The sequence below is a fragment of the Chromobacterium sp. HL1 genome (assembly GCF_057418835.1).
Genome location: NZ_CP162399.1, coordinates 5,029,822 through 5,056,180 on the forward strand (window position 1 = coordinate 5,029,822; position 26,359 = coordinate 5,056,180).

Genomic DNA, 26,359 nt, shown 5'->3' on the forward strand with positions numbered 1-26,359 from the left:
TTAGGCTTTTGCCTATTGCTGGCCGCTTTTGAACTGCTGACGTATATCGGCAGCGATATGGTGATGCCGGCCATGTTGCAAGTCGTCGCAGACTTGAACGCCGACGCCCGCCACGTGCCCACCGCGCTCAACGCCTATCTGCTGGGCGGGGTGGCCCTGCAATGGCTGATTGGCCCATTGTCAGACCGTTACGGCCGCAAACCGCTGCTGGTGGCCGGCGCCGTCGGCTTCGCCCTAGCCTGTCTCGCCGCCGTCGGCAGCCGCGACATCGAGCTGTTCAATCTGCTGCGCTTCATCCAGGGCCTGTCGCTGGGCTTCGTGATGGTGGTCAGCTATCCGGCGCTGCAAGAAGCGTTTCCGGAAAAAGACGCGGTGCGCCTGATGGCCTTGCTGGCCAATATCGCGCTGCTGTCGCCGCTGGTCGGCCCGCTGCTGGGCAGCTTGTTGCTGGGCCTGCTGCCCTGGCGCGGCCTGTTCGCGCTGATCGGCGCGCTGGCGGCGCTGGTGGCCGTCGGCCTGTGGCGCTGGATGCCGGAAACCCTGGGCGCGGAGCGTCGCGACGGCAGCCGGCTGGCGGCAAGCCCGCTGCGCCTGGGCCGCAGCGCGCGCCAGTACGCGGCACTGCTGCGCAACGCCCCCTTCATGCAGGGCAGCGTGGCGCTGGGCCTGCTGTCCATTCCGCTGGTGGGCTGGATCGGCCTGTCGCCCTTGCTGCTGATGCGCGGCCTGGGCCTGTCCGGCATTGAATACGGCCTGTGGCAGCTGCCGGTGTTCGGCGGCCTGATCGCCGGCAATCTGACCTTGAACCGGCTGGCGGCGCGCCTGGAGCTGGAGCGGGTGCTGCGGCTGGCGCTGCTGCCCTTGTTCGGCGGCCTGGCGGCGATGCTGGCGCTGACCTGGTCCAGCGGCGCGCTGCCGGCGCTGGCGGCGGGCCTGACGCTGTACGCCTTCGGCCTGGGCCTGGGCCACGCCACCCTGTACCGCTTCACCCTCTACGCCAGCGACAGCGGCAAGGGCGCGGTGGCGGCGATGCTGGGCATGATCTCCACCGCCTTGCTCGGCCTGGGTTGCAGCGCGCTGGCCTGGCTGGGCGCAGGCACCGGCCTGCAAGCCTTCGCCGGCTGGGCCGCGCTGGGCGCCGGCCTGGCGGCCTGGCCGCTGTGGCGCTTGCTCAAGCAGCGCGCTTACGCGCTGCAAGCGGCTTGAATCCCCTTCCTCATTCCCGGAGCTCCACCATGCTGAACCATGTCGACGCGCTGTGCGCGCTGGAACACCCTTATCGCGCCGATGCCGACGGCGACTGCCTGTTCGACGCCGCCATGCGCGAGCTGAGCCATTACCACTGTGAACACACGCCCGGCTACCGCCATTGGCTGCAGGCCAACGGCCTGGACGCCGCCGCGCTGGACGGTCTGGACGATTGGTCGCGGCTGCCGCCGCTGTTCGCCAACTACTTCAAGCGCCAACTGGTGGTGAGCGCCGCCGGCCAGGACGCGCTGGAGCTGACCTCCTCCGGCACCACCGGCCAGAAAAGTCGCATGCGTTACGACGCGCGCAGCCTGGGCGCGGCGCAAAGCATGGTGGACCGCATCTTCCGGCATTACGGCTGGGACACGCCGCAACAGCCGTGCAACTACCTGCTGCTCAGCTACGAGCCGGCCGGCGCCATCACCCTGGGCACCGCCTACACCGACCAATTCCTGTGCAAGTACGCGCCGGTGAACCAGGCCTGTTACGCCTTGCGCCACAACGGCCACGGCAATGAGTTCGACCCCTTCGGCGTGATCCGCGCCTTGCAGGACTTCGCCGAACAAGGCTTGCCGGTGCGCATGCTGGGCTTCCCCGCCTTCCTGTGGTTCGCGCTGGAACGGATGCGGGAACTGGGCCTGCCGCCGCTGCAACTGCACCCGGAATCGCTGGTGTTCCTGGGCGGCGGCTGGAAAACCCACGCCGACCGCGCCATCCCCAAGGCCGAGCTGTACCGGCGGCTGGGCGAGCAACTGGGCATTCCGGACGCGCGCTGCCGCGACGGCTACGGCGCGGTGGAGCACCCGGTGCCTTACGTGGAATGCGAACGCCACCGCTTCCACCTGCCCAGCTACGCCCGCGCCGTGATCCGCGACACCGCCAGCCTGCGGCCGCAGCCTTACGGCGCGGCCGGCTTCCTCAACCTGCTGTCGCCCTACATCACCTCCAGCCCGGCCCACAGCATCGTGATGGGCGATCTGGCCGTGCTGCATCCGGCCGAGAGCTGCGGCTGCGGCCTGGCCACCGACTGGTTCGAACTGCTGGGCCGCGCCGGCACCAGCAAGAGCCGCAGCTGCGCGGTGGCCGCCTCCGAATTGATCAAGGAATCCTGATATGTATCTATTGAACGGAACACTGAACGCCGCCGCGGACGCCGCCGCCGCGCTGGCGCAATTGCAAGCCGGCCTGCCGGCCGCGCTGGCCCGGCCGCCGGCCTTGGACGCGGTGCTGGATTGCGCCGAGCGCTTCGCCGCCGCGCTGCCGGCACGGGCGGAGGCCCTGGGCCTGGATGCCGCCGCCGTCGACGCGCTGCAAGGCTTTTGCCGGCGCGAGGTGCTGGAAGCCAAGGTGCGCCGCGAGCTGGGCGAACAGGCCTTCTCGCTGCGCCGCTTCGACTACCGTCAGCCGCGCTTCGAAAGCTGGCGGCCGCTGGGCCTGGTGGCCCACATCACCCCGGCCAACGCGCCGCTGCTGCCCTTCATGGCGGTACTGGAAAGCCTGCTGGCCGGCAACGTCAACTGGCTGCGCCCCAGCGGCAGCGACCAAGGCCGCAGCGCGCGGCTGCTGGCCGATTTTCTGAGCCACGACGCCGCCGGCGATCTGGCCGCCCACGTGGCGGTGCTGCCGCTGGCCACCGACCAACTGGCCGGCCTGCTGGCCCGCGCCGACGCCGTGTCCGCCTGGGGCGGCGACGCCGCGCTGGAAGCGATCCGCCGCCAAGTGCCGGCCGGCTGCCGCTGGATACCCTGGGGCCACCGCATCAGCTTCGCCTACCTGGACCCGGCCGCGGCGACGGAGGCCGATTACGACGCGCTGGCCGACGACATCTGCCGTTTCGACCAGCAAGCCTGCTCCAGCCCGCAATGCCTGCTGGTGGACAGCGCGGACGAAGCCGTCTTGCGCGGCGCGGCCCAGGCCATGGCCGCCGCGCTGGCGCGGCGCGCGCCGGCCTGGCCGGCCTTGCAGCCGGACGTGCAGGAAGCCGCGGAAATCTCCAGCCAGCTGGCCATGTTGCGGCTGGACCAGTCTTTCGCCGGCGTGGCCGGCGCGGTGGAGCAGGGCGAGGGCTGGCGCGTGGCCTGGGCGCAGCGCCAGGAACTGGCGGCCTCGCCGCTGTTCCGCACCCTGCAACTGCGGCCGGCGCCGCGCGCGCGGCTGGTGGAACTGCTGCTGCCCTGGCGCACCCATTTGCAAAGCTGCGGCCTGATCGCCGCGCCGGAACAGCTGCCGGCGCTCAGCCGCCTGCTGCTGGACGCCGGCGTCGGCCGGCTGTGCCCGGCGGGAGCGATGCACGACGGCTACGCCGGCGAGCCGCACGACGGCGTTTACGCGCTGAGCCGGCTGACGCGGCGGGTGTCGGTCAGCCTGCGCGACGGCCAACTGCCCGGCCATGCGACGCTGGACGCCTTGCCGCCGCCGCCGGCCGGTCTGGACGCGCTGCCGGTGATGGACAAAACGGCCTTCCAGCAAGCCGAGATGGGGCCGGCCGCCCAGCTGTTCTTCCGCAGCGGCGGCAGCAGCGGCGAACCCAAACTGGCCGGCTTCAGCTACCGCGACTACCACCGCCAGATGCAGGCGGCGGCGGACGGCCTGCTCGCCGCCGGCCTGGACCCGGCGCATGACCGGGTGATGAATCTGCTCTACGGCGGCAACCTCTACGGCGGCATGCTCAGCTTCTTCACCATCCTGGACAAGCTGGGCGTGCCGCAATACCCGATGGGCGGCCCGGTGGACGACGACTTCAGCCAGATCGCCCACTTCATCGTGTCCCAAGGCGTCAACACCCTGGTGGGGATGCCGGGCACCTTGCAGCGCCTGTTCGAATGCGAGGAAACCGCGCTGCGCGCCTACGGCGGCGTGCGCAAGCTGTTCTGCGGCGGCGAACACATCAGCGACGGCCAGCGCCAGTTCCTGGCCGGCTTCGGCGTGGAGCTGATCCGCTCCGCGATGTACGGATCGGTGGACGCCGGCCCGCTGGGCCACGCCTGCGGCCACGGCCGCGACGGCGAGTTCCATCTGTTGGCCGATATCCAGTGGCTGGAAATCCTGGAGCAGGACAGCGACCGCCCGGCCGCGCCCGGCGCCGTCGGCCGCCTGGCCTTCACCTCGCTGGCGCGAGAAGGCCAAAGCGTGCGGCGCTACGACCTGGGCGATCTGGGCCGCTGGCTGCCCGGCCGCTGCGGCTGCGGCCTGCCGGCGCCGCGCTTCCAGCTCACCGGCCGCCACGGCGCGCTGCTGCGCGCCGGCACCATCTTCGTCAACCCGGAAGCGCTGTCCGCGCCGCTGGGCCTGGCTTTGCAATGGCTGGTGGACCACGCCGCCAGCGGCGGCGACCGCATCCGGGTGCTGGCCGACGGCGACGCCGCGCAGGTGCGCGCCCGCCTGCTGCAACACCCGATGCTGAACGAGGTGGTCAGCGGCGGCCTGCTGCAACTGGACGTCATCGCCACCCCGGCCGGCCAGTTCCAGCGCCATCCGCAAAGCGGCAAGACCCCGCTGGTGTTTGACCTGCGCCGCAACACGGAGCCGGCGCGATGAAGGCCGCCACGGAGGCCGGGCTGCGCCGGCTGGTGGAACACGCCCGCGCTCACTCGCCGTTTTTCAGCGCGCTGTACCGCGAACTGCCAGAGGACTGGACGCTGAGCGATCTGCCGCTGATCGAGCCGGCGGACTACTGGCGCCAATGCCAGCCGCTGGAAAACTGGCCGGTGCTGAGCGGCCCGCTGGCGGACGGCCATGTGTTCAAGACCGGCGGCTCCACCAGCGAGGGCAAATTGTCGGTGTTCCGCCGGGACGAATGGCAGGCCTTCGTGCGCGCCTTCGGCCAGGGCCTGGGCCGGCAACTGCTGCCCGGCGACCGCGTCGCCAACCTGTTCTTCGCCGGCGATCTCTACACCAGCCTGCTGTTCATCCATGGCGCGCTGTCGCACTCGCCGGCGCCGGTGGTGGAGTTTCCCTTCACCTGCAATGTCGAGGACGCGGTGCTGGCCGACGCCATCGACACGCTGGACATCAATGTGCTGGCCGGCGTGCCGGTGCAACTGGTGCGCTTCGCCAGCTGGCTGCAACAGGCAGGCCGCGCGCTGCCCGGCGTGCGCTGCCTGCTTTACGGCGGCGAAAGCCTGTTCGCCGAGCAACTGGCCCTGCTGGGCCGGATGTTTCCCAATGCCCGCATCGGCTCCATCGGCTGCGCCAGCGTGGACGCCGGCCTGATCGGCGCCGCCGGGCCGGATTGCGCCCAGGGCGAACACCGCGTGTTCGACGCCGACACCATCGTCGAAATCATCGACGAGGCCAGCGGCCTGCCGATCACGGAGCCGGACCGCAAGGGCCTGCTGGTGGTCAGCAATCTGCAACGGCGGCTGATGCCGGTGATCCGCTATCCCACCGGCGATCTGGCCTGCTGGCGCGAGCCGGCCGGGCGGCCGGAACGCAAGTTCGCGCTGCAAGGGCGCGCCAGCCGCGGCCACCGCGTGCGCGTCTGCACGCTGTCCTTGTTCCCGGACGAACTGGACCCGCTGCTGCGGGGGCAGGACGGCGTGCTGGCCTGGCAGCTGCTGGTGGGCCGCCGCGACGGCGTCGACACCCTCAGCCTGCGGGTGGCCAGCGAATACGCGCCGGCCCCGGCGGCGGAGCCGCTGCGCGAACGGCTGCTGGCCGCGCAACCGGCCCTGGCCGAACTCTGCCGCCAGGGCCTGCTGCGGCTGGACGTCGCTTATTGCGCGCCGGAGGCCATGCTCACCCATCCGCGTTCCGGCAAGCTGATGCGCGTGGTGGACCAGCGCGCTTACGACGAGGTGGCGGCATGAGCATCGCCATCCGCGATTTCCAGGCGGACGACGCCGCCGGCGTCAGCGCCTTGTTCCGCGCCATCTACGGCGAACACTACGTCTATCCCGACGTGTATCTGCCGTCTATGATCCGCCGCCACAACGCCGCCGGTCGCTGGCATTCCGCCGTCGCCGTGAGCGGCGGCCGGGTGCTGGGCCACGCCGCGCTGTGGCGCGACCCGCATTGTCCGGGCAGCGCCGAGCTGGCGCTCAACGTGGTGCATCCGGACGCCCGCGGCCAGGGCCTGGCCACCGCGCTGGGCCGCCATCTGCGCGCCCAAGGCGTCGCCCTGGGCCTGAGCATGCTCACCATCAAGCAAGTGTCGTCCCACGGCCAGAGCCAGCGCCTGGCCAAGACCCTGGGCTTCCACACCACCGGCCTGCTGCTGGACTACGTGGCCTCGCCGTTTGGCCAGCCGCAGCCGGAAAGCATCGTGCTGGGCTGCCTGCCGCTGCAAAGCCGGCCGATCCCGGCGCTGAACTGGCCGGCGGCGTGGCGGGAATGGCTGACGCCGCTGACCCGCGCCTTCGGCAGCGCGCCGCCGCCGGCGCAGGGGCCGGCCGGCGGACTCAGCATCGCCAGCCACGGCCGGCGGCTGGAAGTGGGGCTGGAGGACGTCAGCGGCGGCCGGCTGCGGGAAGTGGCGGCGCTGCCGGCCGGGCGGCTGGTCTACGTCAGGCTGGCGTTGGGGCCGGACGCCCCGCGCGCGGCGGACGCCTTGCAACAGGCCGGCTTCGTCTGCGGCGGCCTGGTGCCCGGCCCGGACGGCAGCTGGCAGGCGTTGCTGCTGCGCGGACACGGCCGGCAGGAACTGGCGCTGAGCTGCCCCTTGGCCAATCGTCTGCATCAGTTGAGCCGGCAGGTGGCGGCGGCGGTTGCCGCCTGAGGCCCGTGTCTCCCCTGCGCCTTGACGGCCTCTGCCAGCCTGTTTAGGCTTGGTCCCGCGCTGCGCTCAATCACGCCGCGTCGGGCTGGCAAGCCTATAAATTACTAGACCGCAGACAAGTCGTGTCCGCCTTTGGCACTGCTGCGTCTGCTGCCACGCCGTACCCATTCGGGACGGGCCGTGGCAGGGAGTCCTCTGGACTGCCGGTCGTTGGTCTAGTAAGCCGGTCTTGCCACCTTGTCATGTGCCTGTCCCAGCCTCGCCTGGGCGGGTTTCCAAAGCTGACATGGAGACCGTGATGACCTTTTCCACCTTTCCCCCCGCAATGCCCCCTCCCGCCTGTCCCCATGGCGCAGGAGAACGCCCCGAGCCCGCCGCCGCGCCGGTGATGGAGCAACTGCGTTCCTGCGCTCAGCGCTTGCCCGCCGCCGTCGGCAATGTGCTGCTGCTGGGCGATCTGGGCCGCCAACTGAACGATTGCTATATCGAGCTGGACTCCGCCCTGTTGAGCGGGGTGATGGATATGCGCGCCGCCCACACCGGGCTGTTGGCGCTGCTGACCTTGCTGGAACGCCGCGACGAGCCCTTGCTATTCAGCAGCGAGGAGGCGCTGGCCTTGCTGGAGCCGATACAGCAGCGTTTGCAACGCGGTCTGGAGCACGTCAACGGCGTGCTGTGACGCTTGGATAGGGAGGGCATGGCCATGATGAAGCTGCTGATCCAACACAATGAGGCGCTCAAAGGCGCGGCGCGTTTAATTGTCGATTACGAGATGCGCCTGGGAGTGATTGCGCTGAAGGACACCAACCCGCTCCATCCGGACAACACCGCGGCCGTTCAGCGGCAGATCAAGCGGGCGCTGGCGGATTTTTATTATTGGAGCCGATGGCAGGGCAAGCACGAGCCGGCCCGCGCCGCCTTATTGGCGATGTGGGCGTCCGGGAAATGGAGCAGCCGCGATCTCTGCGCGCAGCGATGTTATCTCTTGGCGGGCTTCCGCAACGTAACTACCGCCCGCCTGGCGCTGGTGGGCGCGCCGATACCGGGCCCTGACGTGGTCCAAACGGCGGGGCCTTAAAAGCGGTTCAACCATCCCGCTGAAGCGCAGCGGACTTTGAACAGGTTCTGAGGCCTGCGGTGGGTGACGATCTGGGGGATTCGATGGCGGCCAAAACCCGGCGTCAGCGGCTTGCGCTTGAGTTTTATCGGCAAAGCCGGGATGGCCGTTCCATGATGAAGGGCGTGAACTTCAAACGCGCAAGCGTTGAAAGTTATTGGTGTAAAATGAATTAATAAAGCCAATCAATTCCACTTCGTCATGAATATCTCCCTTCGCCACCTGCGCGCCTTTTCGGCCGTTGCCGAAGCCGAAAGCTTCACCGCCGCGGCCCGCCAGCTGTTTCTGACGCAATCCACGCTGACCAAGACCATACGCGAGCTGGAGCAGGAGATCGGGCTGACGCTGTTTGAGCGCACCACCCGCAAAGTGGCGCTCACCACGCAGGGCAACGCCTTCCTGCCGGTGGCCCGCCGGCTGCTGAACGACTTTGAACTGCTGCTGTCGGATCTGCGCGAAAAATCCGCCGGCAGCAGCGGCAGCGTCTACGTGGCCAGCGGCATGGCTTTTGCGTCCAGCGTGCTGCCGGAGGTGCTCAAACGGCTGAGAAGAGATTACCCGTGCATCCATGTGCGTCTGCTGGACGACACCAGCGGCGGCGTGGTGCGCCGCATCGAATCGGGCGAGGTGGACATCGGCATCGGCTCCTATGTGGGCGCGGCCGGAGACAAGATTGACAAGCGCCAGCTGCTGTCCGCCCGGCTGGGTCTGATGTTTCCGCCGGGCTTCGAGCCGCCGGCGGGGCCGCTCAACTGCCAATCCCTGCGGCAATGGCCCTTGCTGCAGGACGAAAGCGACACCAGCATCATGTCCGCGCTGGAGCGCAGCCATCCCGAGCTCTGGCAGCAGGTGGCCAGCAAGATCACCGTCACCAATCTGGACATGCAGTTCTGCCTGATCCGAGCCGGGGTGGGCGCTTGCGTGTTGTCCGCGCTGGCGGCCTCCCATCCGTCGGCGCGGGATCTGCCCTACCGCTTGTTTGAGTCGGCCGAGCTACAGCGGGACGTCCACGTGTTCACCCGGCGCGGCGTGCCGCTGTCGCCGGCCGCCTTCACCTTTTTGCAGGTGCTGGACGAGGTGTTGCCGACGATAGCCTTCCACTCCGGGGTGACGCTGGCGGCCTAGCGGCGGCGCGGGAGGGGAGGGCTTACTTGCCGATGCAGAAGCGGCTGAAAATCACCCCCAGCAGATCGTCGGCGCTGAATTCGCCGGTGATCTCGGACAGCGCGTTCTGCGCCATGCGCAATTCCTCGGCGAAGATTTCCACTTGTTCCCAATCCGCGTGGGCCAGTTCCAGGTGTTCGGCGGCGCGGCGGATGGCGTCCAGGTGGCGCTGGCGCGCCAGGAACACGCCTTCGCCGCCGCCGCTGTAACCTATCATCTCCAGCAGCTTGGCCTTGAGCAGCTCCACACCGGCGTGGGTGCGCGCGGACAGGCGCACCAGCGGGTGGCCGTCTTCATCGGCCAGGCCCGGCGCTTCGCCGGACAGGTCCACCTTGTTGAACACGTGCACGCGCGGCAGCGCCGCCGGCAGCCGTTGCAGGATGGCCTGCACCTCGCCGGTGAGGCCGTCGCGGCTGTCCGCCAGCACCAGGGCCAGGTCCGCGCGCTCCACCGCCTGCCAGGTGCGTTCTATGCCTATCTTCTCCACCACGTCGTCGGTGTCGCGCAGGCCGGCGGTGTCGATGATGTGCACCGGCACGCCGTCGATGACGATCTCCTCGCGCACGGTGTCGCGGGTGGTGCCGGCGATGTCCGTCACGATGGCGATGTCGTCGCCGGCCAGCGCGTTCATCAGGCTGGATTTGCCGACATTGGGCTGGCCCACCAGCACCACGTGCATGCCCTCGCGCAGGATGGCGCCTTGCTTGGCGGTGGCCTGCACCTGCACCAGCCGGCCGCGCAGCCGTTCAAGCTTGCCCAGCGCGTCCGCCTGTTTGAGGAAGTCGATCTCCTCCTCCGGGAAGTCCAGCGTCGCCTCCACCAGCATGCGCAGGGTGATCAGCTCGTCCACCAGCACGTGGATTTCCTTGGAGAAGGCGCCCTTCAGCGATTTGAGCGCGCTCTTGGCCGCGGTTTCGCTGCTGGCGTCGATCAAGTCCGCCACGCTTTCCGCCTGGGCCAGGTCCAGCTTGTCGTTGAGGAAGGCGCGCTTGGTGAATTCGCCCGGCTCCGCCAGCCGCGCGCCCAGCTCCACGCAGCGCGCCAGCAGCATTTTCAGCACCACCGGCCCGCCGTGGCCTTGCAGCTCGATCACGTCCTCGCCGGTGAAGCTGTTGGGGCCGGGGAAGTAGAGCAGCAGGCCGTTGTCCAGCGGCTGGCCGTGGGCGTCGACGAAATCGGTGTACAGCGCATAGCGCGGCTTGGGCGTTTTGCCGCCGCTGACGGCGGCGGCGAAGGGCAGCAAATCCTTGCCGGACACGCGGATCACGCCGACGCCGCCGCGGCCGGGTGCGGTGGCGATGGCGCAGATGGTGGCGGGGGTGTAGCTAAGGCTCATGGGCATTCCTTGGAATCTGGGCCGCGGCCCCCGCGCGGCGGGGCGTCGTGGCGAGTACGCTTCAATTATCCAGCAAAAAACCCGGCCATGCGGCCGGGTTTGGGGTTCAGAGCGCGCGGGGCAATCAGGATTGCAGCGCGGCCTTGCTTTTCTTCTCTATGCTCTTGTTGATCTGCCACTGCTGGGCCATCGACAAGATGTTGTTGACCACGTAGTACAGCACCAGGCCGGACGGGAAGAAGAAGAACATCACCGAGAAGGCCACCGGCATGATCTTCATCATCTTGGCCTGCATCGGGTCCGCCGGCGGCGGGTTCAGGAAGGTCTGCAGGAACATGGTGGCCGCCATGATCACCGGCAGCACATAGAACGGGTCCGGGCGGGCCAAGTCGGTGTACCACAGGATCCACGGCGCCTGACGCAGCTCAACCGAAGCCAGCAGCGCCCAGTACAGGCCGATGAACACCGGGATCTGGATCAGCATGGGCAGGCAGCCGCCCAGCGGATTCACCTTCTCGGACTTGTACATCTCCATCACCGCTTGCTGGAACTTCATGCGGTCGTCGCCGTACTGCTCCTTCATGCGCTCAAGACGCGGCGCCAGCGCCTTCATCTTGGCCATGGAGCGGTAGGACGCGGCGGTCAGCGGGTAGAAGATGGCCTTGACGGTCAGGGTCAGCAGCACAATGGCCCAGCCCCAGTTCTGCACCAGCAGGTGCAGCTTGGTCAGCAGCCAGAACAGCGGGGAGGCGAAGATGTGGAAGATGCCGAAGTCCTTGGCGTATTCCATGCCGTCCGCCAGCTTGCTGATCACATCGTACTCTTCCGGACCGGCGAACAGCGGCACGGACACGCTCAGGCTCTGGCCCGGGGCGATGGTGGCGTAATCCACCAGCGCGGCGGCGGAGTTCAGGCCGTTGCTCTGCTTCAGCTCAAAGCGGCAGGACTTGTCGTCCTTGCACACGCTGGCGCCGTCCAGCGGCTTCAGGATCCACGCGGACATGAAGTAGTGCTGGATCATCGCCACCCAGCCGTCGCTGCCGGTCTTGGCGTAATCGCCCTTGCCCTTGGCCAGATCGTCGAAGCTCACCTTCTGGAATTTGTTTTCCGAGGTGTACACCGCCGGGCCGGTGAAGGTGTGGGCCAGGCGGCCTTCGCCTTCCGGCGTTTGGCTGTCGCGCAGCAGGCGGTAGTAAGCGGTGGCGGCCAGCGGGGCGGCGCCGCCGTTGGCGATGTCGTAACGCACGCCGATCTTGTAGCTGCCCTTGGTGAAGGTGTAGATCTTGCTTACCTTCACGCCGTTGGCTTCCGGCGCGGTCAGCTTCACTTCCAGCTTGTCGCCGGAGAGCTCGTAGCTGGTTTTTTCCGCGGTGAACACGGTTTTGTGGGTGGGCAGCGCCGGGTTGCTGGCGGCCACCAGGCCGGTTTGCGCCACATAGACGCGGCCGTTCCGGTCCGTCAGCAGATCAAGCGGCTTTTTGCTGTCCACGGCGGAATCGTGCTTCAACAGCGTCAGCTGGCGCAGATCGCCGCCCACGGTGTCGATTTCCGCTTTCAGCACATCGGTGTTCACCGTGATGCGCTGGCCGGAAGTCAGCTTGTTGGAATCCACCGGCTGGGCGTTGTGGGACGCGCTGTTGGCGGCCTGCTGCTGCGTGGCGGCCTGTTTTTGCGCGGCCACCTGCTGCGGCGTCGGCTTGGGCGCGAAAAACTCCTGCCAACCTAGCAGGATGCCCAGGGACAGCATGATGAAGATTATGAGGCGCTTGGAATCCATCTCTCGATACCGGATTTAAGTTCAGGGAACTGGGTCGTAGCCGCTGCCGCCCCAGGGGTGGCAACGTCCGATGCGTCTGGCGGCCAGCCAGCCGCCCTTGAGTGCGCCGTGCTTTTTCATGGCCTCGATCGCGTAGCTGGAACAGGTGGGCTGGAAGCGGCAACGCGGTGCCAGCCACGGGCTGATAGCCAGCTGGTAAAAACGGATCAGGAGGATGAAGAGGCGCGACATCGTGCCAGTTTAGCAAACAGAGAAGACAAAGCCGTGATCACTTCAGTTCGCTCGGCGCGCGTAAAAGGCACCTTGGCGCGGACCACGAAGTCCATGTCCGGCAGCGTTTGCCGGTTCAGGCGGAACCACTCGCGCACCGTGCGCTTGATGTAATTGCGGCGCACGGCCCGCTTGTGGACCTTGCGGCCCACCACCAGGCCCAGCCGCGCGTGCCCCAATTCATTGGGCCGGGCCGATACCTGGAACGTGGCGTTGCTGCGCGACATCCGCAAACTAAAAACGGATGAGAACTCATCCGTTTTTAATAGCCGGTGCGCACGGCGAAAGCGGTAAGCCGACAAAGGCTTATACGGCCAGACGCTTGCGGCCTTTGGAACGACGGGCTGCGATCACTGCGCGGCCGCCGCGGGTCTTCATGCGGACCAGAAAGCCGTGGGTGCGTTTACGACGGGTATTGGAGGGCTGGTAAGTACGCTTCATGATTGGAATTCCTGTTTCGAAACGGAAATAAACGCGTGATTTGACAGGATAAACGCCGGTTTGTCAATGAGGAATTTTCTAAGCACCTGTGGATAACTTTGAGAAAAACCGTTAGAATGCCAAGGCTTACCGTTCCGAGTCCGCTGCGCAATTATTGAACGCGCGCCGGGGCGGAACGCCAACCCAGAGAAGCACTGCCAAAATTCAGCCCCACCCACTGGAGCAACGCGCGCCCGCGCAAGCGCGGCGCGTGCCGGATCCAGGAATTTTGCCAGCGGTTCTCGGGGGCCGCCCCGTCCATGTCTGGCCCGCCTTGCGGCCCGGCGATGCGCGGAACGCGGCCCTTGAATCATGCCGAACACACGTCGTCCGCCCCAAGCGCGGGGCGCGGCGGCTTCTCCCGCCGCTTGGCCTTAAAGCCGACAGCGGGTTTTTCGCTTTTACTTGCGTATATGTAATGACCGAACTGGATCAATTTTGGCCTGGCTGCCTGGCCCGCCTGGAGGCCGAACTGTCTTCGCAACAGTTCAATACCTGGATCAAGCCGCTATCGGCCGAAACCACGGAAGAGGGCATCGCGCTGTTTGCGCCCAACCGATTCATCATGCAGTTCATCAAGGACCGCTTCCTGGCGCGTATTGAAGAACTGGCGGTGGAGCTGGTGGGCGAGTGCCTGGTGGAACTGCGCCTGGGCGCGCCCGCCGGCCGTCCGGCCGCCACGCCCGCGGTGATGCCGGCCAAAGCCAAGCCCGCGCCCAGCGTGCCGACGCCCAGCGCGCCGTCCCAGGCCAAGCAGGCCGCGGTCAAAGCCATTGGCGGCAGCCACGAAAGCACCCGGCTCAACCCCTCGTTCACCTTCGACACCCTGGTGACCGGTAAGGGCAACCAGCTGGCGCGCGCCGCGGCCATGCAGATTGCGGAAAACCCGGGTGACCAAGCCTACAACCCGCTATTTGTTTACGGCGGCGTGGGCCTGGGTAAGACCCACTTGATCCAGGCCATCGGCAACCACGTGTTCCAAAAGAACCCGCAAGCCAAGATCCGCTACATCCACGCCGAACGCTATGTGGCCGACATCATGCGCGCCTACCAGCACAAGGCCTTTGACGAATTCAAGCGCTACTACCACTCGCTGGACCTGCTGCTGATCGACGATATTCAGTTCTTCGCCGGCAAGAACCGCACCCAGGAGGAATTCTTCTACGCCTTCAACGCGCTGATCGAGGGCGGCAAGCAGGTCATCATGACCTGCGACAGCTACCCCAAGCAGATAGAAGGCATGGAAGAGCGGCTGATCTCCCGTTTCTCCTGGGGCCTGACCGTGGAAATCCAGCCGCCGGAGCTGGAAATGCGCGTGGCCATTCTGATGAAAAAGGCCGAGGCGGACAGCATCAAGCTGGACCACAACGTGGCCTTCTTCATTGCCCAGAACGTGCGCTCCAACGTGCGCGAACTGGAAGGCGCGCTCAAACGCGTGGTGGCTTACGCCCGCTTCACCAATCAGAACATCTCGCTGGAACTGGTCAAGGAAGCGCTCAAGGACATCCTGGCCGCCGGCAACCGCCAGGTGACCGTGGACGCCATCCAGAAAACCGTGGCCGAGTACTACAAGATCAAGCTGTCCGACATGCACAGCAAAAAGCGCAGCCGCGACATCGCCCGGCCGCGCCAGGTGGCGATGGCGCTGGCCAAGGAACTGACCCAGCTGTCCCTGCCCAATATCGGCGACGCCTTTGGCGGCCGCGACCACACCACCGTGCTGCACGCGTGCAAGACCATTGCCGAAATGCGCGGCAACGACGCCGATATCGCCCACGATTACGACACGCTGCTGGCCATGCTGCGTAACTAAGACCATGAAGCCTAACTTGAACCGACTCACAAACACCCAACGGGAGCCCGCCCCATGCTGATCCTGCAAGCCGAACGCGATGCCCTGCTCAAGCCACTGCTGGCAGTCACCGGCATTGTCGAGCGTCGTCACACCCTGCCCATCCTGTCCAATGTGCTGATAGAGAAAAAGGGCGGACAAGTGGGCTTCCTGGCCACGGACCTGGAAATCCAGATCACCACCGCCAGCAGCGACGAATTGCCGGGCGAAGACTTCCGCCTGACCACCTCCGCCAAGAAGCTGCAGGACATCCTGCGCGCCATCCCGGGCAACGCAACCGTGACCCTGGAACAACTGGACGGCGGCCGCCTGACCCTGAAAGCCGGCAAGAGCCGCTTCAACCTGCAAACCCTGCCGGCAGACGACTTCCCGCTGTTGTCCGTGGGCAGCGCCAGCGACTCCAGCTTCAGCCTGAGCCAGCGCGAACTCAAGCGCCTGATCTCCCAGGTGCAATACGCGATGGCGGTGCAGGACATCCGCTACTACCTGAACGGCCTGCTGATGCAGACCGACGGCAACCAGGTGCGCCTGGTGGCCACCGACGGCCACCGCCTGGCCTTTGCCAGCGCGGACGTGGAAGCCAACCTGCCCAAGTCCGAAGTGATCCTGCCGCGCAAGACCATCATCGAACTGTACAAGCTGCTGCAGGACATCGACGACCCGATCAATATCGAAGTGCTGGCCAACCAGGTGCGCTTCAGCTTCGGCTCCACCGTCATCATCAGCAAAGTGGTGGACGGCAAGTTCCCGGACTACAACCGCGTCATCCCGCTGGACAACGACAAGATCTTCTTGATTGAACGTCTGGAATTCCTGCACGCCTTGCAGCGCGCCGCCATTCTGGCCAACGAGAAATTCCGCGGCGTGCGCCTGGTGCTCAAGCCCGGCTCCATGTCCATTCTCTGCACCAATAGCGAGCAGGAAGAAGCGGAAGAAGAACTGGAAATCGCCTACCAGGGCGGCGAGCTGGAAATCGGCTTCAACATCAACTACCTGATGGACGTGCTGACCAACCTGCCGGCGGACACCCTGCAACTGGCCTTTGGCGATTCCAACCGCAGCACCCTGGTGACCATACCGGACGTCAGCAACTTCAAATACATCGTCATGCCCATGCGGATTTGACGTCGGCCGCCACCCGGCAGCCCGCCGGCGGCGGAGGCCCCGCCCCCGCCCCGGCAAACGGATTTTCAGATTGACCGGCAGAGGCCGGCCGCGCGGCGCCAGGAGTCACTCCCGGCCCGCCCGGCCCCTCTCCATACAGAAAGCAGCAGATGAGCGAACAGGAATACGGCGCGGATAGCATCAAAGTCCTCAAAGGATTGGATGCGGTACGCAAACGCCCCGGCATGTATATTGGCGACACCTCGGACGGCACCGGCTTGCACCACATGGTGTTTGAAGTGCTGGACAACGCCATTGACGAAGCGCTGGCCGGCCATGCCGACACCATCAAGGTCATCATCAACCCCGACAACTCCATCACCGTGGAAGACAACGGCCGGGGCATCCCCACCGACATCCACCCGGAAGAAGGGCGATCGGCGGCGGAAGTGATCATGACCATCCTGCACGCCGGCGGCAAATTCGACAGCAACAGCTACAAGATCTCCGGCGGCCTGCACGGCGTGGGCGTCTCCGTTGTGAACGCGCTGTCCGACTGGCTGCGTCTGAAAATCTGGCGCGACGGTAAAGTCCATGAAATGGAATTCCGCCGCGGCGACGCCGTGGCCCCGCTCACCGTGACCGGCCACACCAATCACCGCGGCACGGAAGTGACCTTCCGCGCCAGCGAAGAAACCTTTGGCCTGGTGGAGTTCCACTTCGACATCCTGGCCAAGCGCATCCGCGAACTGTCCTTCCTGAACCAGGGCGTGGGCATCAACCTGATAGACAAGCGCAGCGGCAAGGAAGAAAGCTTCGCCTTCTCCGGCGGCGTGGCGGGCTTCGTGGAATACATGAACCGCAACAAGAACGTGCTGCACCCCAAGGTGTTTTACGGCCTGGGCGAAAAAGACGGCATGACCGTGGAAGTGGCGATGCAGTGGAACGACTCCTACCAGGAAAGCGTCCAGTGCTTCACCAACAACATCCCCCAGCGCGACGGCGGCACCCATATGACCGCGCTGCGTCAGGTGATGACCCGCACGCTGAACCAGTACATTGAAGAGAGCGAAGTGGCCAAAAAGGCCAAGGTGGACACCACCGGCGACGACATGCGCGAAGGCCTGACCTGCGTGCTGTCCGTCAAACTGCCGGACCCCAAGTTCTCCAGCCAGACCAAGGACAAACTGGTCTCCAGCGAAATTGGCCCGGTGGTCAATGAAGTGATCAGCGAAGCGCTGAAAACCTATCTGCTGGAACACCCCAACGACGCCAAGATCATCTGCGGCAAGATCGTGGAAGCCGCCCGCGCCCGCGAAGCCGCGCGCAAGGCCCGCGAAATCACCCGCCGCAAAGGCATCATGGACGGCCTGGGCCTGCCCGGCAAACTGGCGGACTGCCAGGAAAAAGACCCCACCCAGTGCGAACTGTACCTGGTGGAGGGTGACTCCGCCGGCGGCTCCGCCAAACAAGGCCGCGACCGCAAATTCCAGGCCATCCTGCCGCTGAAGGGCAAGATCCTGAACGTGGAACGCGCCCGCTTCGACAAAATGCTGCAAAGCCAGGAAGTGGCCACCCTGATCACCGCCATGGGCTGCGGCATTGGCAAGGACGAGTACAACCCGGACAAGCTGCGCTACCACCGCATCATCATCATGACCGATGCCGACGTGGACGGCGCCCACATCCGCACCCTGCTGCTCACCTTCTTCTACCGCCAAATGAGCGAACTGGTGGAGCGCGGCCACATCTACATCGCCCAACCGCCGCTGTACAAGGCCAAAGTGGGCAAGCAAGAGCGCTACCTCAAGGACGACTCCGAGCTCAACCAGTTCCTGCTGCAACTGGCGCTGGAAAAGGCCGAACTGATCCCGGCGGAAGGCGCCGCCGCGCTGTCCGGCGACACACTGGGCGAGATTGCCCGCCAGTTCCTGCTGACCCGCTCCGTGATTGAACGCGAAAGCCGCGTAATCGATCCGCTGGTGCTGGAAGCCATGCTCAAGACCGGCTCGCTGTCCCTCAGCAGCCAGCAAGAAGCGGACGCCGCGCTGGCCAAACTGAGCGCGCTGCTGCCGGTGGAAGCCATTGAACTGGAACTGCTGCGCGATGAAAAGAACGACGGCCACCTGATCAAGATCATCCGCAAACTGCACGGCAACGTGATGGTGACGGTGATGGACCAGGACTTCCTGGAATCCGGCGACTACGCGGAAATGAAGAAAACCGGCGACATGCTCAGCGGCCTGCTGCGCGAAGGCGCCCACGTCAAACGCGGCGAAACCGTGAAACCGGTGGCGGAGTTTGGCGAAGCGCTGGACTGGCTGCTGGCGGAAGTGAAGAAGGGCATGAACATCCAGCGCTATAAAGGCCTGGGCGAGATGAACCCGGAACAGCTGTGGGAAACCACGATGGACCCCACCGTGCGCCGCCTGCTGAAGGTGCGCATTGAAGACGTGATGAGCGCGGACGACGTGTTCACCACCCTGATGGGCGACGAAGTGGAACCGCGCCGGAACTTCATCGAGGGTAATGCCTTGATTGCGCGGAATATTGATGTGTAAGGATGTAGGGTGACACTCAAAGTGAAATTTGTGTCAGGTTAGTGAAAAAGTGCTGATACAGATAATGAAAAACCCACCGGAGACGGTGGGTTTTTTCACGATGGATCAAACTGCTACTTTTCCGAAGTGGACGGTCTTACGAAAAGTGCCAAATGGTAGCTTCTGGATTGAAAGCTACCAATAAGCTATCTAGGAAATCAGGGGGTTCATGTTGAAGAGAAGGCGTTAGGTTCCTGTTTACCTAATGGCGCAGGCGCGGCATACTAACTGGTTATGCTGCCTCTTCGCATACATGGACTACCGTCGTCAAGAAGCCCTTCCTTCCCTTGGAGTAAAAATGGATTTCGCACCACAGATTGATGCGGAGGACATCGATCATTACGTGTCGTTCGAATCGTGGACTCGTAAACGAAAGATTGTCTCGATCGGCACAAATGCCGGCGCAGAAAAGCTACCCTTCCAAGGATGGCATCATTTTAAGGAGGCCTTTGCTCCCGAGGTCGTCGCTAGGGCTGTCAACGAATGCGGGCGCCCTGTTCATGCCTGTATCGATCCGTTTGGTGGTTCTGGGACGACGGCATTGGCTTGTCAGTTTTTAGGCGTCGCCCCGACTACTATTGAGGTGAACCCTTATCTTGCAGACTTGATTGAAGCGAAACTGCATTCTTACGATGCGGATGACTTAGCATTAGATCTCAGTCGCATTGTTAAGGCAACGTCTAGGTGTTCTGGTTCGCTCTCGAGGTTTTCCGGTTGCCCACTCTCTTTCATCGAAGCTGAAGGACTTGAGCGATGGGTGTTTAATGCTGTCATCGCAGAGCGCCTCTCCTGTTATCTTGATGCGATAGAGGCTCTGGTGCGACCACATCACCAGCGTTTTTTCCGAACCATACTCGGCGGTATGCTGATTGAAGTCAGTAACGTTCTGGTTAACGGAAAGGGACGCCGTTATAGAGGAAGCTGGAAAGTGCGTGAGGTTTCCCCTCTCAGAGTGGATCAACTTTTCCAAAGTCGGGCGCAAGGGGCCATTGCTGAAGTCCATCAGTACCGGTTTCGGCGTCATAGTGGATATACACTTCTTCGTGGGGATTGTCTTGCGCAAATTCCACATGCAGCATTTGCTGATCTGGCGATTTTTTCACCGCCATACCCAAATTCCTTCGACTATACCGATGTATATAATGTTGAGCTGTGGATGCTTGGATATTTGCATAGCTCGGAAAGTAATCGAGCGCTACGCACTGCGACCCTTTGTTCCCATGTTCAAATAAAACGTGACTTTGCTGCACCACCGGAGGGTTCAAATAAATTGGACTTGGCTCTAAAAAAGTTACGAAATGTTAGATCAGACCTTTGGTCTCCATGGATTCCGGATATGATCGGAGGATACTTTCATGATATGCACAGTGTGCTCAATAAGTTACATGAAAGGCTTAATGACCGTGGTGAGGTATGGTCTGTAGTTGGCGATAGCCGTTATTCTGATATTAGAATTCCTGTTGCGTCCATCTTGGCAGATTTGGCCCCCTCTCTTGGATATCGTGTTTTAAAGCTAGAGCCGTTCCGTTCAATGCGTGTGTCTGCTCAGCAAGGTGGTCGGCGCGAGCTTGATGAAACGCTGCTTGTTCTTCAGAAAATTTCTTAGCTAGAAACTATATTCTCCAACTATCGAAGGCTTTCAGCATTTTCGATTCTGGCTTTTTTTGCGGTTGAGTGCACCGGCCATGCCCAAAGAGCAACCTCCAATTTTTTGGCTCGATCTACTTCGTGGGCCACTGCCTCAATGATATCGGGATGTTTTCTCATGTCATAGCAACACAACGCGGCCATACGGCATGAGTGATCCTTCCTATATTCATTGGCTTGGTCTATACCGTCGGTGATTGCGGTACGATTTGTAGCCTCCGGTACTTTACTTCCTGTATGAGTAAAACTCTTTACGACTTTTAGTTCGAGTATGGCATGATGAGTCCACTTTGAACTATCAAGTGGATCTTGTTCATCAAGTCGAAAGTCATATCGGCCCATCACAGAAGTACCCTCTTGCCGGACATAAACTGGCCCAAATGCGAGTTGGCCAGTCAAGGCATTATACAAAATTTTCTGTATGCTTTTTTCTGCTTCGCCAACGGGGATAGATTTAGCTTGATTTTGCCAGAGGTCACGAGCCGACTCAGATGCTGTTGGTGTTTTTAGGAGTTGTTTGTGGAGAACGTCCATTAACTCTTTCAGATACACTAATGTCAGCTTTGTAGAATCGAGTGATAGGTCTTGGCATTTATCCGGATCGCTTAATCCGAAGGGGTACACCCGCATAATGCTATCATCGTAAGCGGCATCATAGTAGATTGCAGGGGCAGTGCCAACTTTCAGATAATCAGTAATGTATGTGAATCGTTGTTGGTCCGTTCCTTCTGGCAATTTGATACCGACTCCCCTAGCTAACCGCGCAGCTCCGAACCAGATATACCCCTCCAGAGCCGCCTGTCCTCGATCAAACATAGGTTGATTGTTCAAGGCTATATCTGTGATATTTGGAACTTTATCCAGTACAAAAATAGCTGGTTCTGTATGCTGTATAGTCACACTTAGTTTACGACGTTTCTGGATAATTTTGGCAGCTGCATGACAAAATTGGGAAAACAGAGGGGCATCTTGGTTGTAGCCTGAGCCGACATAAGCACTTGTTGTCGCGATAAGGTCCGAGTCAGCCCAGCCAGGAATTGCTTTAGACATGGCTCAACCTCCGGGCAAGATGATCAACATAGATTTCCATTAGCTCAGCCGGTTTCATTTCTCTACCTGAAATATGTGTGATCCTCCGAAGCACATCCGCAGTTGGTGTCAGTTGATCCAGTTTTAACCATTCCCCGAGGTCAATCACGTTTCCAGAATCTATATTCGGATCGCTGTATGTCGCATCTTTAGTAAGAGCAATGTCTTGCACTGACTCACTAAGACGACTTGAAGCTTGAACAACTTCATCCAGAAATAACAGTATGTCAGCTTCTTCTTCAATCATGCTCATGGCAGAGAGAACGCGATCGGCAAATATGCGATTAAGTTCAAATTGGGCTTGTAGCTGTCCTTGGTCAACGCGAGGAGTCAACTTCGTAACTACAAGCATTCCCATGCCAACAAGACGCTCTAGATCGAGTTGTAGAGTTGGGAAATATGGTTGGCGTTCTGTTTTGAGGAGTGCTGTATCAAACGGTTTGACTCGCCATGCAGGCGCCAAAACGTTTGCAAGGTACCAGATTGTATGAAGTAGGTTAGCGGCAACCGGACGAATGCCTGTGCGATCTAAGGCATCGAAGATGCCTACGACTATTATTTGTCGACGTCTTGCATCTACGAAGCTAGCGTGAGTGAGTGGCGCACTCATGCCTGTTCCGCCTGATCAATGATGTTGAGCCACTCCTGTCGATACTTACTGGCCTCAGCTTTTGCTGCTGCTGTTGGTACAGCAACGTCCATAAGATTGAGTAGCCTTTTCTCGCGATCATGAAATGGCACTCCCAGCTTGATCAAACGTGGCAAGAGACGTCCATCAACAAGATTTGAGGCAATCACCATGCGGTTAGGGGAAAGAGGGGCTCCGAACCGGGATAATATGTCTGCCGCTCGCTCGACAAATACAGCATCAAGAGATGATTCAGGTGCATCTATGATCAGTGATCCACCTGAATTTTCTCCGGCAACTTCAATTAATGCCATTCGAAATGCTAAGTCAATGAACTCTCGCTGGCTTTCGGAAACGGCTCCAGGGCCATCTCGGCGCTGAGCTTGCTGAAAGTCGGTTCCGGACATGTCGAGATCAAATGAGGCAGTTTCTATTTTTTGAAGCTGTCCAATGCTTCGCGCTCGCGGAGACCACTTTAGGCTAACCTTCTCAAATAAAAATCCTTCGGCATATTTTTCGAACGCTTCCTTGATCGCTTCTGCTTTTTCTTGTACCAAGAGATTTAACTGTGCAGTTGCTTTGTTTAATTCATTCGCTTCGTGCTCTAATCTTCTGCGATCATCAGCAATTTGCTCTTTAATTACGGAGAGTTCTTCTTTTGCTTGGGCCTGCTTTTCTTCCTCTGTGGGCAGTGAGGCAATAAGGCTATTTAACGTTCGTTGCCGGTCCTCGATTTCATCTGTCAGTGTAATTAGGCGAAGATTTACTTGCTTATGTTTTGCGGATGAAATTCGCAGATCTGACTGTAATGCTTCAATTCTTACTTTATGGGTACCAAGCTTGTCTCGGAGAGTATGGATTCTGATTTTGTCTGCAAAGACTATATTTTCCGATTTGGTAGTTTGCGTTGTAGCACCACATAGGACGCAATTTAATTCTTCTGAGCGCTGATGAATAAGTTTAGCAAACTCATCATTTTCAGAGGAGCATACAGCACATCTGCCATCTGCCATTAGTAATGATAAAAGGTATTTAGTAGTTTCAGCTTTATCTGGAAATTGGCTATATACGATACGAAGCCTGCTATCTTCAAGCTCTTCCTCCAAACGACTTGCATGATCTTCCGATGTCAATAGATCCCGTCTAAGAGAGCGTCTCTGTTCGTCAAGTGAGTCTAGCTGTTCTAGAAGGTCAGTTTTGGTATTCAAATCGCCCTCAAGCAATGGAGTCAGCGACCGGATATGAGCTCTAATATCTTCAGCACCATCTTGTTTGACCTCATCTTGAGACACTCGTTGTTGCAGACGAAATAGTGATGAATTCAGGTTGCGCACTTCGCTATCAAGTTGTAGAACCTTACGTTCAAGCACATATAAAAATTGAGACTGTTCGGGGGTGAGGAACAACATACGAAATGCGTGGCGCTGGGCTGATGGATCCCAAACCAGTGAGCGACGATCTTCAAAGTAAAAAACCATTTGACGAAGGAATAATAGCCAGTCACCAAAAGTTGATAGTCCACTATGACGTAGAATTTCTTTCTGAAAACCATCTTCATTATTTTGAAGTGCCGGGTGCCCATCAACAAGAAGTGACTCTAAATCTAAATTATTTAAACGTCGTGTAATGCTTAATTTTGTTTTGCCAAGAAAAACCTCTAACACGGCCTTGGCATTTTTTGCACGATCATTAACTCTATTTGCAAATAAACTCTTTTGTTTTGCGCTCATCTTAGATGATTCAAGAGATGCTCCGCCAAGTTCATTTGCATCTAATGTGCTACGAGAAAGTTCGTATCCCCCAGATAGCATGCGATAGAGAAGGGTTACTAAAGTAGTTTTCCCAATGCCATTTGTTCCAACAATTAAAGTGAGCCCATTTTTAAATTCTAGATGTAAGCCAGGTACATCCGGAGTGCCCGGATATAGACCGTAATTTATTACATCAAGTTTATTGAAGATCGGAAAACGAATAGGAGTCTGGAGCGATTCGCTCTGTGTGCTGGATCCATTCATGGTTAACCGATTATTCCTTCCTTATTCGGAATCAAGATCAAAAAAGTAGCGTCTTCCGAACTGAGACAACAAAATACACTTGTTGATTCGTATCGGTTCGTTTGCTTTTTCTATCCATAATTATTTTCAAGAGATGTCTGCAGAACTGACGTTGTGTTACTTAGCTTGAACTTCAGGGTTTAGCTGTATAAGGTAAATATGATATGCCATCATGATTTTTGGTTAGATTGGACTATTTTTTCTGTTTTTGCAACTTTTTCAATGTGGAAACTAACAAAATTTGTATCTATATCAACCTTGGCCCTGAGGGGCCATAGGTGGCGAGGGTAGTGAACTGTCCCGACCCCTGTAGACAATCCAGCCTTATGTATCCGAAAGCAGTCATCCGTTATTGAAGTGGCGAATGTTTGCTCCGGCCGAAAAGCAGTCATCGAGGTCAAGGTAGTCGGTAGTGACTGGTTTTCGGTTAAGGCGACAGTCAGCAAATCAATGCGTAATGGTCTATTTACACCAAGATCTGGACACGCTCCATTTAAGGCACCGGCTTGGGCCGGGATGGCCCCCTGGACTTGGATGATGTCGTCAATCAGCTGGTCCAGCCGGTGACTGTCGTGGTGGTGGGGCGTGGTGATCTGGTCGGCCACGCCACCGGATTTGGCCGAACTGTGTTTGTTGCAGATTGGTACCTATGGACTGTGAAATCTACGGTGATGGAGTTCTTGCTTACCCGGTTCTTAATCAGGCAAACCATGTCCAATGCCTTGATCTGTGCCATCTGTTTTATAGGCAAGTGACATATAATCGCAACAACTTCACAATCCAGCTGAATGATTCAGCCTAATCGCACTGTCATGTCCACTTGCCCCTTCTGCATGCTGTCTCCGGACCGCCACCTGCTCGCAAATCACTATGGTGTGGTGATCCTAGACGGCTTTCCCGTTTCCCCTGGCCACACACTGATCATCCCGCGCCGGCACATTGCCTCATTCTTTGAGCTGGAGCCTGCAGAGCGGGAAGGGCTGATGGTGTTGCTGGATCAGACTCGCCTGCAGTTGCAGGGGGAACTTAAGCTGGATGGTTTCAATATTGGTATCAACGATGGCGCGGCAGCGGGGCAGACGGTACCGCATTTGCACATCCACCTGATCCCACGTTTTGCTGGGGACCGGGAGGACCCGCGTGGCGGGGTGCGTTGGATTATTCCTGAAAAGGCCGACTACTGGTCGCCGCGATGATGGGGGCGCCTTCCGCGCAGGAGCAAATTGCTTTCATCCTGAAGCTTCAGCGCTTGTTTAGTGAGGGCGAGTTTAGCGCCACGTACAAGTTTGCCTTGCTGTTGACCCTGGCCGAGCTGGCGGTGGAGTACGGGGACGACAGTGGTGTGGCCTTGAGTTTGCCAATGGCCAAGGTGGGGGAGAAGTTTGCCGAGCTGTATTGGCGGCAAGTGCCGCCGTATTCCTCTGGCTTGGTGGACACGGTGGGTGAGACGCTGCATCAGAATAAGGGCTCGGTGGTGGCGATCATGCGGCCTTTGCGGCAACTGCATGCCTTGAGCCATGGCCAGTGGTCACAAGTGCGGGCTTTGTCGGTTTGGCCGGCTTGCCTAAGGGCTATCTGCCAAACGGTACGAGATATGCCCTTGAAGCATTTGCAGATGCTGGGGGGCCAGTTGGATCCTTTCCTTTATACCTATCCATGCCCACCTGACCGGGTGGTGTTGAATGCCGGAGTGGCATTCAATCTGCGTCGTTATCAAGAGCTGGTGCAGCAACTGGCTAAGGCCGGTTGGTTGGAGCATGTGCGTAGTAATAAGCTGAACCGGGTGATTCTGGGGATGCGGGATGATCTGGAAACCTTCATGTTCGGCTCTGCCCGCGCTGATTTGAGCGAGGTGGCCAAGGTGCTGGGCCCTTTGCAGCAACAGCGCTGTTTCTATTGCCAGCAGCCCATCAAGGGCAAGGCGCAGGTGGATCACTTCATTCCCTGGTCTCGCTACCCGCGGGACACCGCGCATAACTTTGTGTTAGCGCATGCTGCCTGCAACCGTAGCAAGCGAGACATGTTGGCGGCCAAGCCACATTTGGAACGCTGGCTGGCACATCTTTCTAGGCATGGCGATGAGCAAGGTGTGCTATTAGCACAGTTGGGCTTTGTCTCAGACCAGAGGTGTTCGCTTAGTGTGGCGGAGTGGGCGTATCAGAATGGTGATGATATTAGTGCCGTCTCTTGGTGTGAGGGTACAAGCTTAGAACGTATTGATTCCAGTTTTGTTGGGTTATTTGCCGTTACTTCTTGATGTGATTTCAAAGGAGGGGT

The 26,359-nt window shown here is 60.6% G+C and carries 22 protein-coding genes; 14 read left to right on the top strand and 8 right to left on the bottom strand.

Annotation, left to right across the window (positions count from 1 at the left end):
- Window positions 1-15 precede the first annotated feature (15 nt).
- From AB1Z25_RS23045 to AB1Z25_RS23080, 8 genes are all read left to right on the top strand, one after another.
- A complete protein-coding gene (locus tag AB1Z25_RS23045; protein ID WP_486636246.1) occupies window positions 16-1,206 on the top strand; it encodes an MFS transporter in 1,191 nt (396 codons plus the stop codon).
- A gap of 29 nt (window positions 1,207-1,235) precedes the next feature.
- Complete coding sequence (locus tag AB1Z25_RS23050) at window positions 1,236-2,360, top strand: LuxE/PaaK family acyltransferase (RefSeq protein WP_486636247.1); 1,125 nt, start codon at window positions 1,236-1,238, stop codon at window positions 2,358-2,360.
- Window position 2,361: 1 nt separating this feature from the next.
- The gene (locus tag AB1Z25_RS23055; RefSeq protein ID WP_486636248.1) at window positions 2,362-4,785 is read left to right on the top strand and encodes an acyl-CoA reductase; all 2,424 of its coding nucleotides are present in this window, start codon (window positions 2,362-2,364) and stop codon (window positions 4,783-4,785) included.
- A complete protein-coding gene (locus AB1Z25_RS23060) occupies window positions 4,782-6,056 on the top strand; it encodes a phenylacetate--CoA ligase family protein (RefSeq protein WP_486636249.1) in 1,275 nt (424 codons plus the stop codon). Before AB1Z25_RS23055 ends, AB1Z25_RS23060 begins: the two co-directional genes overlap by 4 nt.
- Window positions 6,053-6,964, top strand: coding sequence for a GNAT family N-acetyltransferase (locus tag AB1Z25_RS23065; protein WP_486636250.1), 912 nt, complete (start codon window positions 6,053-6,055; stop codon window positions 6,962-6,964). Before AB1Z25_RS23060 ends, AB1Z25_RS23065 begins: the two co-directional genes overlap by 4 nt.
- A 298-nt stretch (window positions 6,965-7,262) precedes the next feature.
- Window positions 7,263-7,643: a hypothetical protein gene (locus tag AB1Z25_RS23070; protein ID WP_486636251.1), complete on the top strand. Its 381-nt coding sequence runs from the start codon at window positions 7,263-7,265 to the stop codon at window positions 7,641-7,643.
- Window positions 7,644-7,661: 18 nt separating this feature from the next.
- Window positions 7,662-8,042: a hypothetical protein gene (locus tag AB1Z25_RS23075; protein ID WP_486636252.1), complete on the top strand. Its 381-nt coding sequence runs from the start codon at window positions 7,662-7,664 to the stop codon at window positions 8,040-8,042.
- A gap of 240 nt (window positions 8,043-8,282) precedes the next feature.
- Window positions 8,283-9,206, top strand: a complete 924-nt coding sequence (locus AB1Z25_RS23080) for a LysR family transcriptional regulator (RefSeq protein ID WP_486636253.1) — start codon at window positions 8,283-8,285, stop codon at window positions 9,204-9,206.
- A gap of 22 nt (window positions 9,207-9,228) precedes the next feature.
- Here the strand turns inward: AB1Z25_RS23080 and mnmE are convergent, their stop codons facing one another.
- The 5 genes from mnmE to rpmH form a co-directional block, all read right to left on the bottom strand.
- The gene (gene mnmE / locus AB1Z25_RS23085; protein ID WP_019102217.1) at window positions 9,229-10,581 is read right to left on the bottom strand and encodes a tRNA uridine-5-carboxymethylaminomethyl(34) synthesis GTPase MnmE; all 1,353 of its coding nucleotides are present in this window, start codon (window positions 10,579-10,581) and stop codon (window positions 9,229-9,231) included.
- Between the two features lie 124 nt (window positions 10,582-10,705).
- Window positions 10,706-12,358, bottom strand: coding sequence for a membrane protein insertase YidC (gene yidC / locus AB1Z25_RS23090; RefSeq protein WP_227106074.1), 1,653 nt, complete (start codon window positions 12,356-12,358; stop codon window positions 10,706-10,708).
- Window positions 12,359-12,379: 21 nt separating this feature from the next.
- The gene (gene yidD, locus AB1Z25_RS23095; protein WP_107801093.1) at window positions 12,380-12,589 is read right to left on the bottom strand and encodes a membrane protein insertion efficiency factor YidD; all 210 of its coding nucleotides are present in this window, start codon (window positions 12,587-12,589) and stop codon (window positions 12,380-12,382) included.
- On the bottom strand, window positions 12,565-12,930 hold the full coding sequence (rnpA, locus tag AB1Z25_RS23100; protein WP_039753648.1) for a ribonuclease P protein component: 366 nt from the start codon (window positions 12,928-12,930) through the stop codon (window positions 12,565-12,567). Before rnpA ends, yidD begins: the two co-directional genes overlap by 25 nt.
- Before the next feature lie 4 nt (window positions 12,931-12,934).
- Window positions 12,935-13,069 carry a 50S ribosomal protein L34 gene (gene rpmH, locus AB1Z25_RS23105; protein WP_048408088.1) on the bottom strand — a complete coding sequence of 45 codons (135 nt, stop codon included), beginning with the start codon at window positions 13,067-13,069 and terminating at the stop codon, window positions 12,935-12,937.
- 457 nt (window positions 13,070-13,526) lie between these two features.
- On the opposite strand from rpmH, the gene dnaA reads away from it, so the two are divergent.
- The 4 genes from dnaA (at window position 13,527) to AB1Z25_RS23125 (ending at window position 20,270) form a co-directional block, all read left to right on the top strand.
- Complete coding sequence (gene dnaA / locus AB1Z25_RS23110; protein WP_486636254.1) at window positions 13,527-14,921, top strand: chromosomal replication initiator protein DnaA; 1,395 nt, start codon at window positions 13,527-13,529, stop codon at window positions 14,919-14,921.
- A gap of 54 nt (window positions 14,922-14,975) precedes the next feature.
- Entirely contained in the window at window positions 14,976-16,085 is a 1,110-nt protein-coding gene (gene dnaN / locus AB1Z25_RS23115) for a DNA polymerase III subunit beta (RefSeq protein ID WP_048408090.1), read from the top strand.
- 149 nt (window positions 16,086-16,234) lie between these two features.
- Window positions 16,235-18,625, top strand: a complete 2,391-nt coding sequence (gene gyrB / locus AB1Z25_RS23120) for a DNA topoisomerase (ATP-hydrolyzing) subunit B (RefSeq protein ID WP_486636255.1) — start codon at window positions 16,235-16,237, stop codon at window positions 18,623-18,625.
- A 337-nt stretch (window positions 18,626-18,962) separates the two neighbouring features.
- Window positions 18,963-20,270 carry a hypothetical protein gene (locus AB1Z25_RS23125; RefSeq protein ID WP_486636256.1) on the top strand — a complete coding sequence of 436 codons (1,308 nt, stop codon included), beginning with the start codon at window positions 18,963-18,965 and terminating at the stop codon, window positions 20,268-20,270.
- 20 nt (window positions 20,271-20,290) lie between these two features.
- Here AB1Z25_RS23125 and AB1Z25_RS23130 read toward each other — a convergent pair whose 3' ends face one another.
- Genes AB1Z25_RS23130 through AB1Z25_RS23140 form a run of 3 tightly spaced genes read right to left on the bottom strand, consistent with a single transcriptional unit; the run spans window position 20,291 to window position 24,043 of the window.
- Complete coding sequence (locus AB1Z25_RS23130) at window positions 20,291-21,361, bottom strand: hypothetical protein (protein ID WP_486636257.1); 1,071 nt, start codon at window positions 21,359-21,361, stop codon at window positions 20,291-20,293.
- Window positions 21,354-22,010 (bottom strand): hypothetical protein, encoded by a 657-nt coding sequence (locus AB1Z25_RS23135; protein ID WP_486636258.1) that lies wholly within the window; start codon window positions 22,008-22,010, stop codon window positions 21,354-21,356. The genes AB1Z25_RS23130 and AB1Z25_RS23135 overlap by 8 nt, the downstream gene beginning before the upstream one ends.
- On the bottom strand, window positions 22,007-24,043 hold the full coding sequence (locus AB1Z25_RS23140) for a hypothetical protein (RefSeq protein ID WP_486636259.1): 2,037 nt from the start codon (window positions 24,041-24,043) through the stop codon (window positions 22,007-22,009). The genes AB1Z25_RS23135 and AB1Z25_RS23140 overlap by 4 nt, the downstream gene beginning before the upstream one ends.
- An 827-nt stretch (window positions 24,044-24,870) precedes the next feature.
- Between AB1Z25_RS23140 and AB1Z25_RS23145 the strand changes: the two genes are divergently transcribed.
- Both AB1Z25_RS23145 and AB1Z25_RS23150 read left to right on the top strand, forming a co-directional pair.
- Window positions 24,871-25,278, top strand: a complete 408-nt coding sequence (locus tag AB1Z25_RS23145; RefSeq protein WP_486636260.1) for an HIT family protein — start codon at window positions 24,871-24,873, stop codon at window positions 25,276-25,278.
- A complete protein-coding gene (locus tag AB1Z25_RS23150) occupies window positions 25,275-26,339 on the top strand; it encodes an HNH endonuclease (RefSeq protein WP_486636261.1) in 1,065 nt (354 codons plus the stop codon). The genes AB1Z25_RS23145 and AB1Z25_RS23150 overlap by 4 nt, the downstream gene beginning before the upstream one ends.
- The last annotated feature ends 20 nt before the right edge of the window (window positions 26,340-26,359 follow it).

Coding starts and splice junctions, on each gene's coding strand:
- AB1Z25_RS23050 (WP_486636247.1), top strand. CDS start 1,236: ATGCTGAACCATGTCGACGCGCTGTGCGCGCTGGAACACCCTTATCGC.
- AB1Z25_RS23055 (WP_486636248.1), top strand. CDS start 2,362: ATGTATCTATTGAACGGAACACTGAACGCCGCCGCGGACGCCGCCGCC.
- AB1Z25_RS23060 (WP_486636249.1), top strand. CDS start 4,782: ATGAAGGCCGCCACGGAGGCCGGGCTGCGCCGGCTGGTGGAACACGCC.
- AB1Z25_RS23065 (WP_486636250.1), top strand. CDS start 6,053: ATGAGCATCGCCATCCGCGATTTCCAGGCGGACGACGCCGCCGGCGTC.
- AB1Z25_RS23070 (WP_486636251.1), top strand. CDS start 7,263: ATGACCTTTTCCACCTTTCCCCCCGCAATGCCCCCTCCCGCCTGTCCC.
- AB1Z25_RS23075 (WP_486636252.1), top strand. CDS start 7,662: ATGGCCATGATGAAGCTGCTGATCCAACACAATGAGGCGCTCAAAGGC.
- AB1Z25_RS23080 (WP_486636253.1), top strand. CDS start 8,283: ATGAATATCTCCCTTCGCCACCTGCGCGCCTTTTCGGCCGTTGCCGAA.
- mnmE (WP_019102217.1), bottom strand. CDS start 10,581: ATGAGCCTTAGCTACACCCCCGCCACCATCTGCGCCATCGCCACCGCA.
- yidC (WP_227106074.1), bottom strand. CDS start 12,358: ATGGATTCCAAGCGCCTCATAATCTTCATCATGCTGTCCCTGGGCATC.
- yidD (WP_107801093.1), bottom strand. CDS start 12,589: ATGTCGCGCCTCTTCATCCTCCTGATCCGTTTTTACCAGCTGGCTATC.
- rpmH (WP_048408088.1), bottom strand. CDS start 13,069: ATGAAGCGTACTTACCAGCCCTCCAATACCCGTCGTAAACGCACCCAC.
- dnaA (WP_486636254.1), top strand. CDS start 13,527: ATGACCGAACTGGATCAATTTTGGCCTGGCTGCCTGGCCCGCCTGGAG.
- dnaN (WP_048408090.1), top strand. CDS start 14,976: ATGCTGATCCTGCAAGCCGAACGCGATGCCCTGCTCAAGCCACTGCTG.
- gyrB (WP_486636255.1), top strand. CDS start 16,235: ATGAGCGAACAGGAATACGGCGCGGATAGCATCAAAGTCCTCAAAGGA.
- AB1Z25_RS23125 (WP_486636256.1), top strand. CDS start 18,963: ATGGATTTCGCACCACAGATTGATGCGGAGGACATCGATCATTACGTG.
- AB1Z25_RS23130 (WP_486636257.1), bottom strand. CDS start 21,361: ATGTCTAAAGCAATTCCTGGCTGGGCTGACTCGGACCTTATCGCGACA.
- AB1Z25_RS23135 (WP_486636258.1), bottom strand. CDS start 22,010: ATGAGTGCGCCACTCACTCACGCTAGCTTCGTAGATGCAAGACGTCGA.
- AB1Z25_RS23140 (WP_486636259.1), bottom strand. CDS start 24,043: ATGAATGGATCCAGCACACAGAGCGAATCGCTCCAGACTCCTATTCGT.
- AB1Z25_RS23145 (WP_486636260.1), top strand. CDS start 24,871: ATGATTCAGCCTAATCGCACTGTCATGTCCACTTGCCCCTTCTGCATG.
- AB1Z25_RS23150 (WP_486636261.1), top strand. CDS start 25,275: ATGATGGGGGCGCCTTCCGCGCAGGAGCAAATTGCTTTCATCCTGAAG.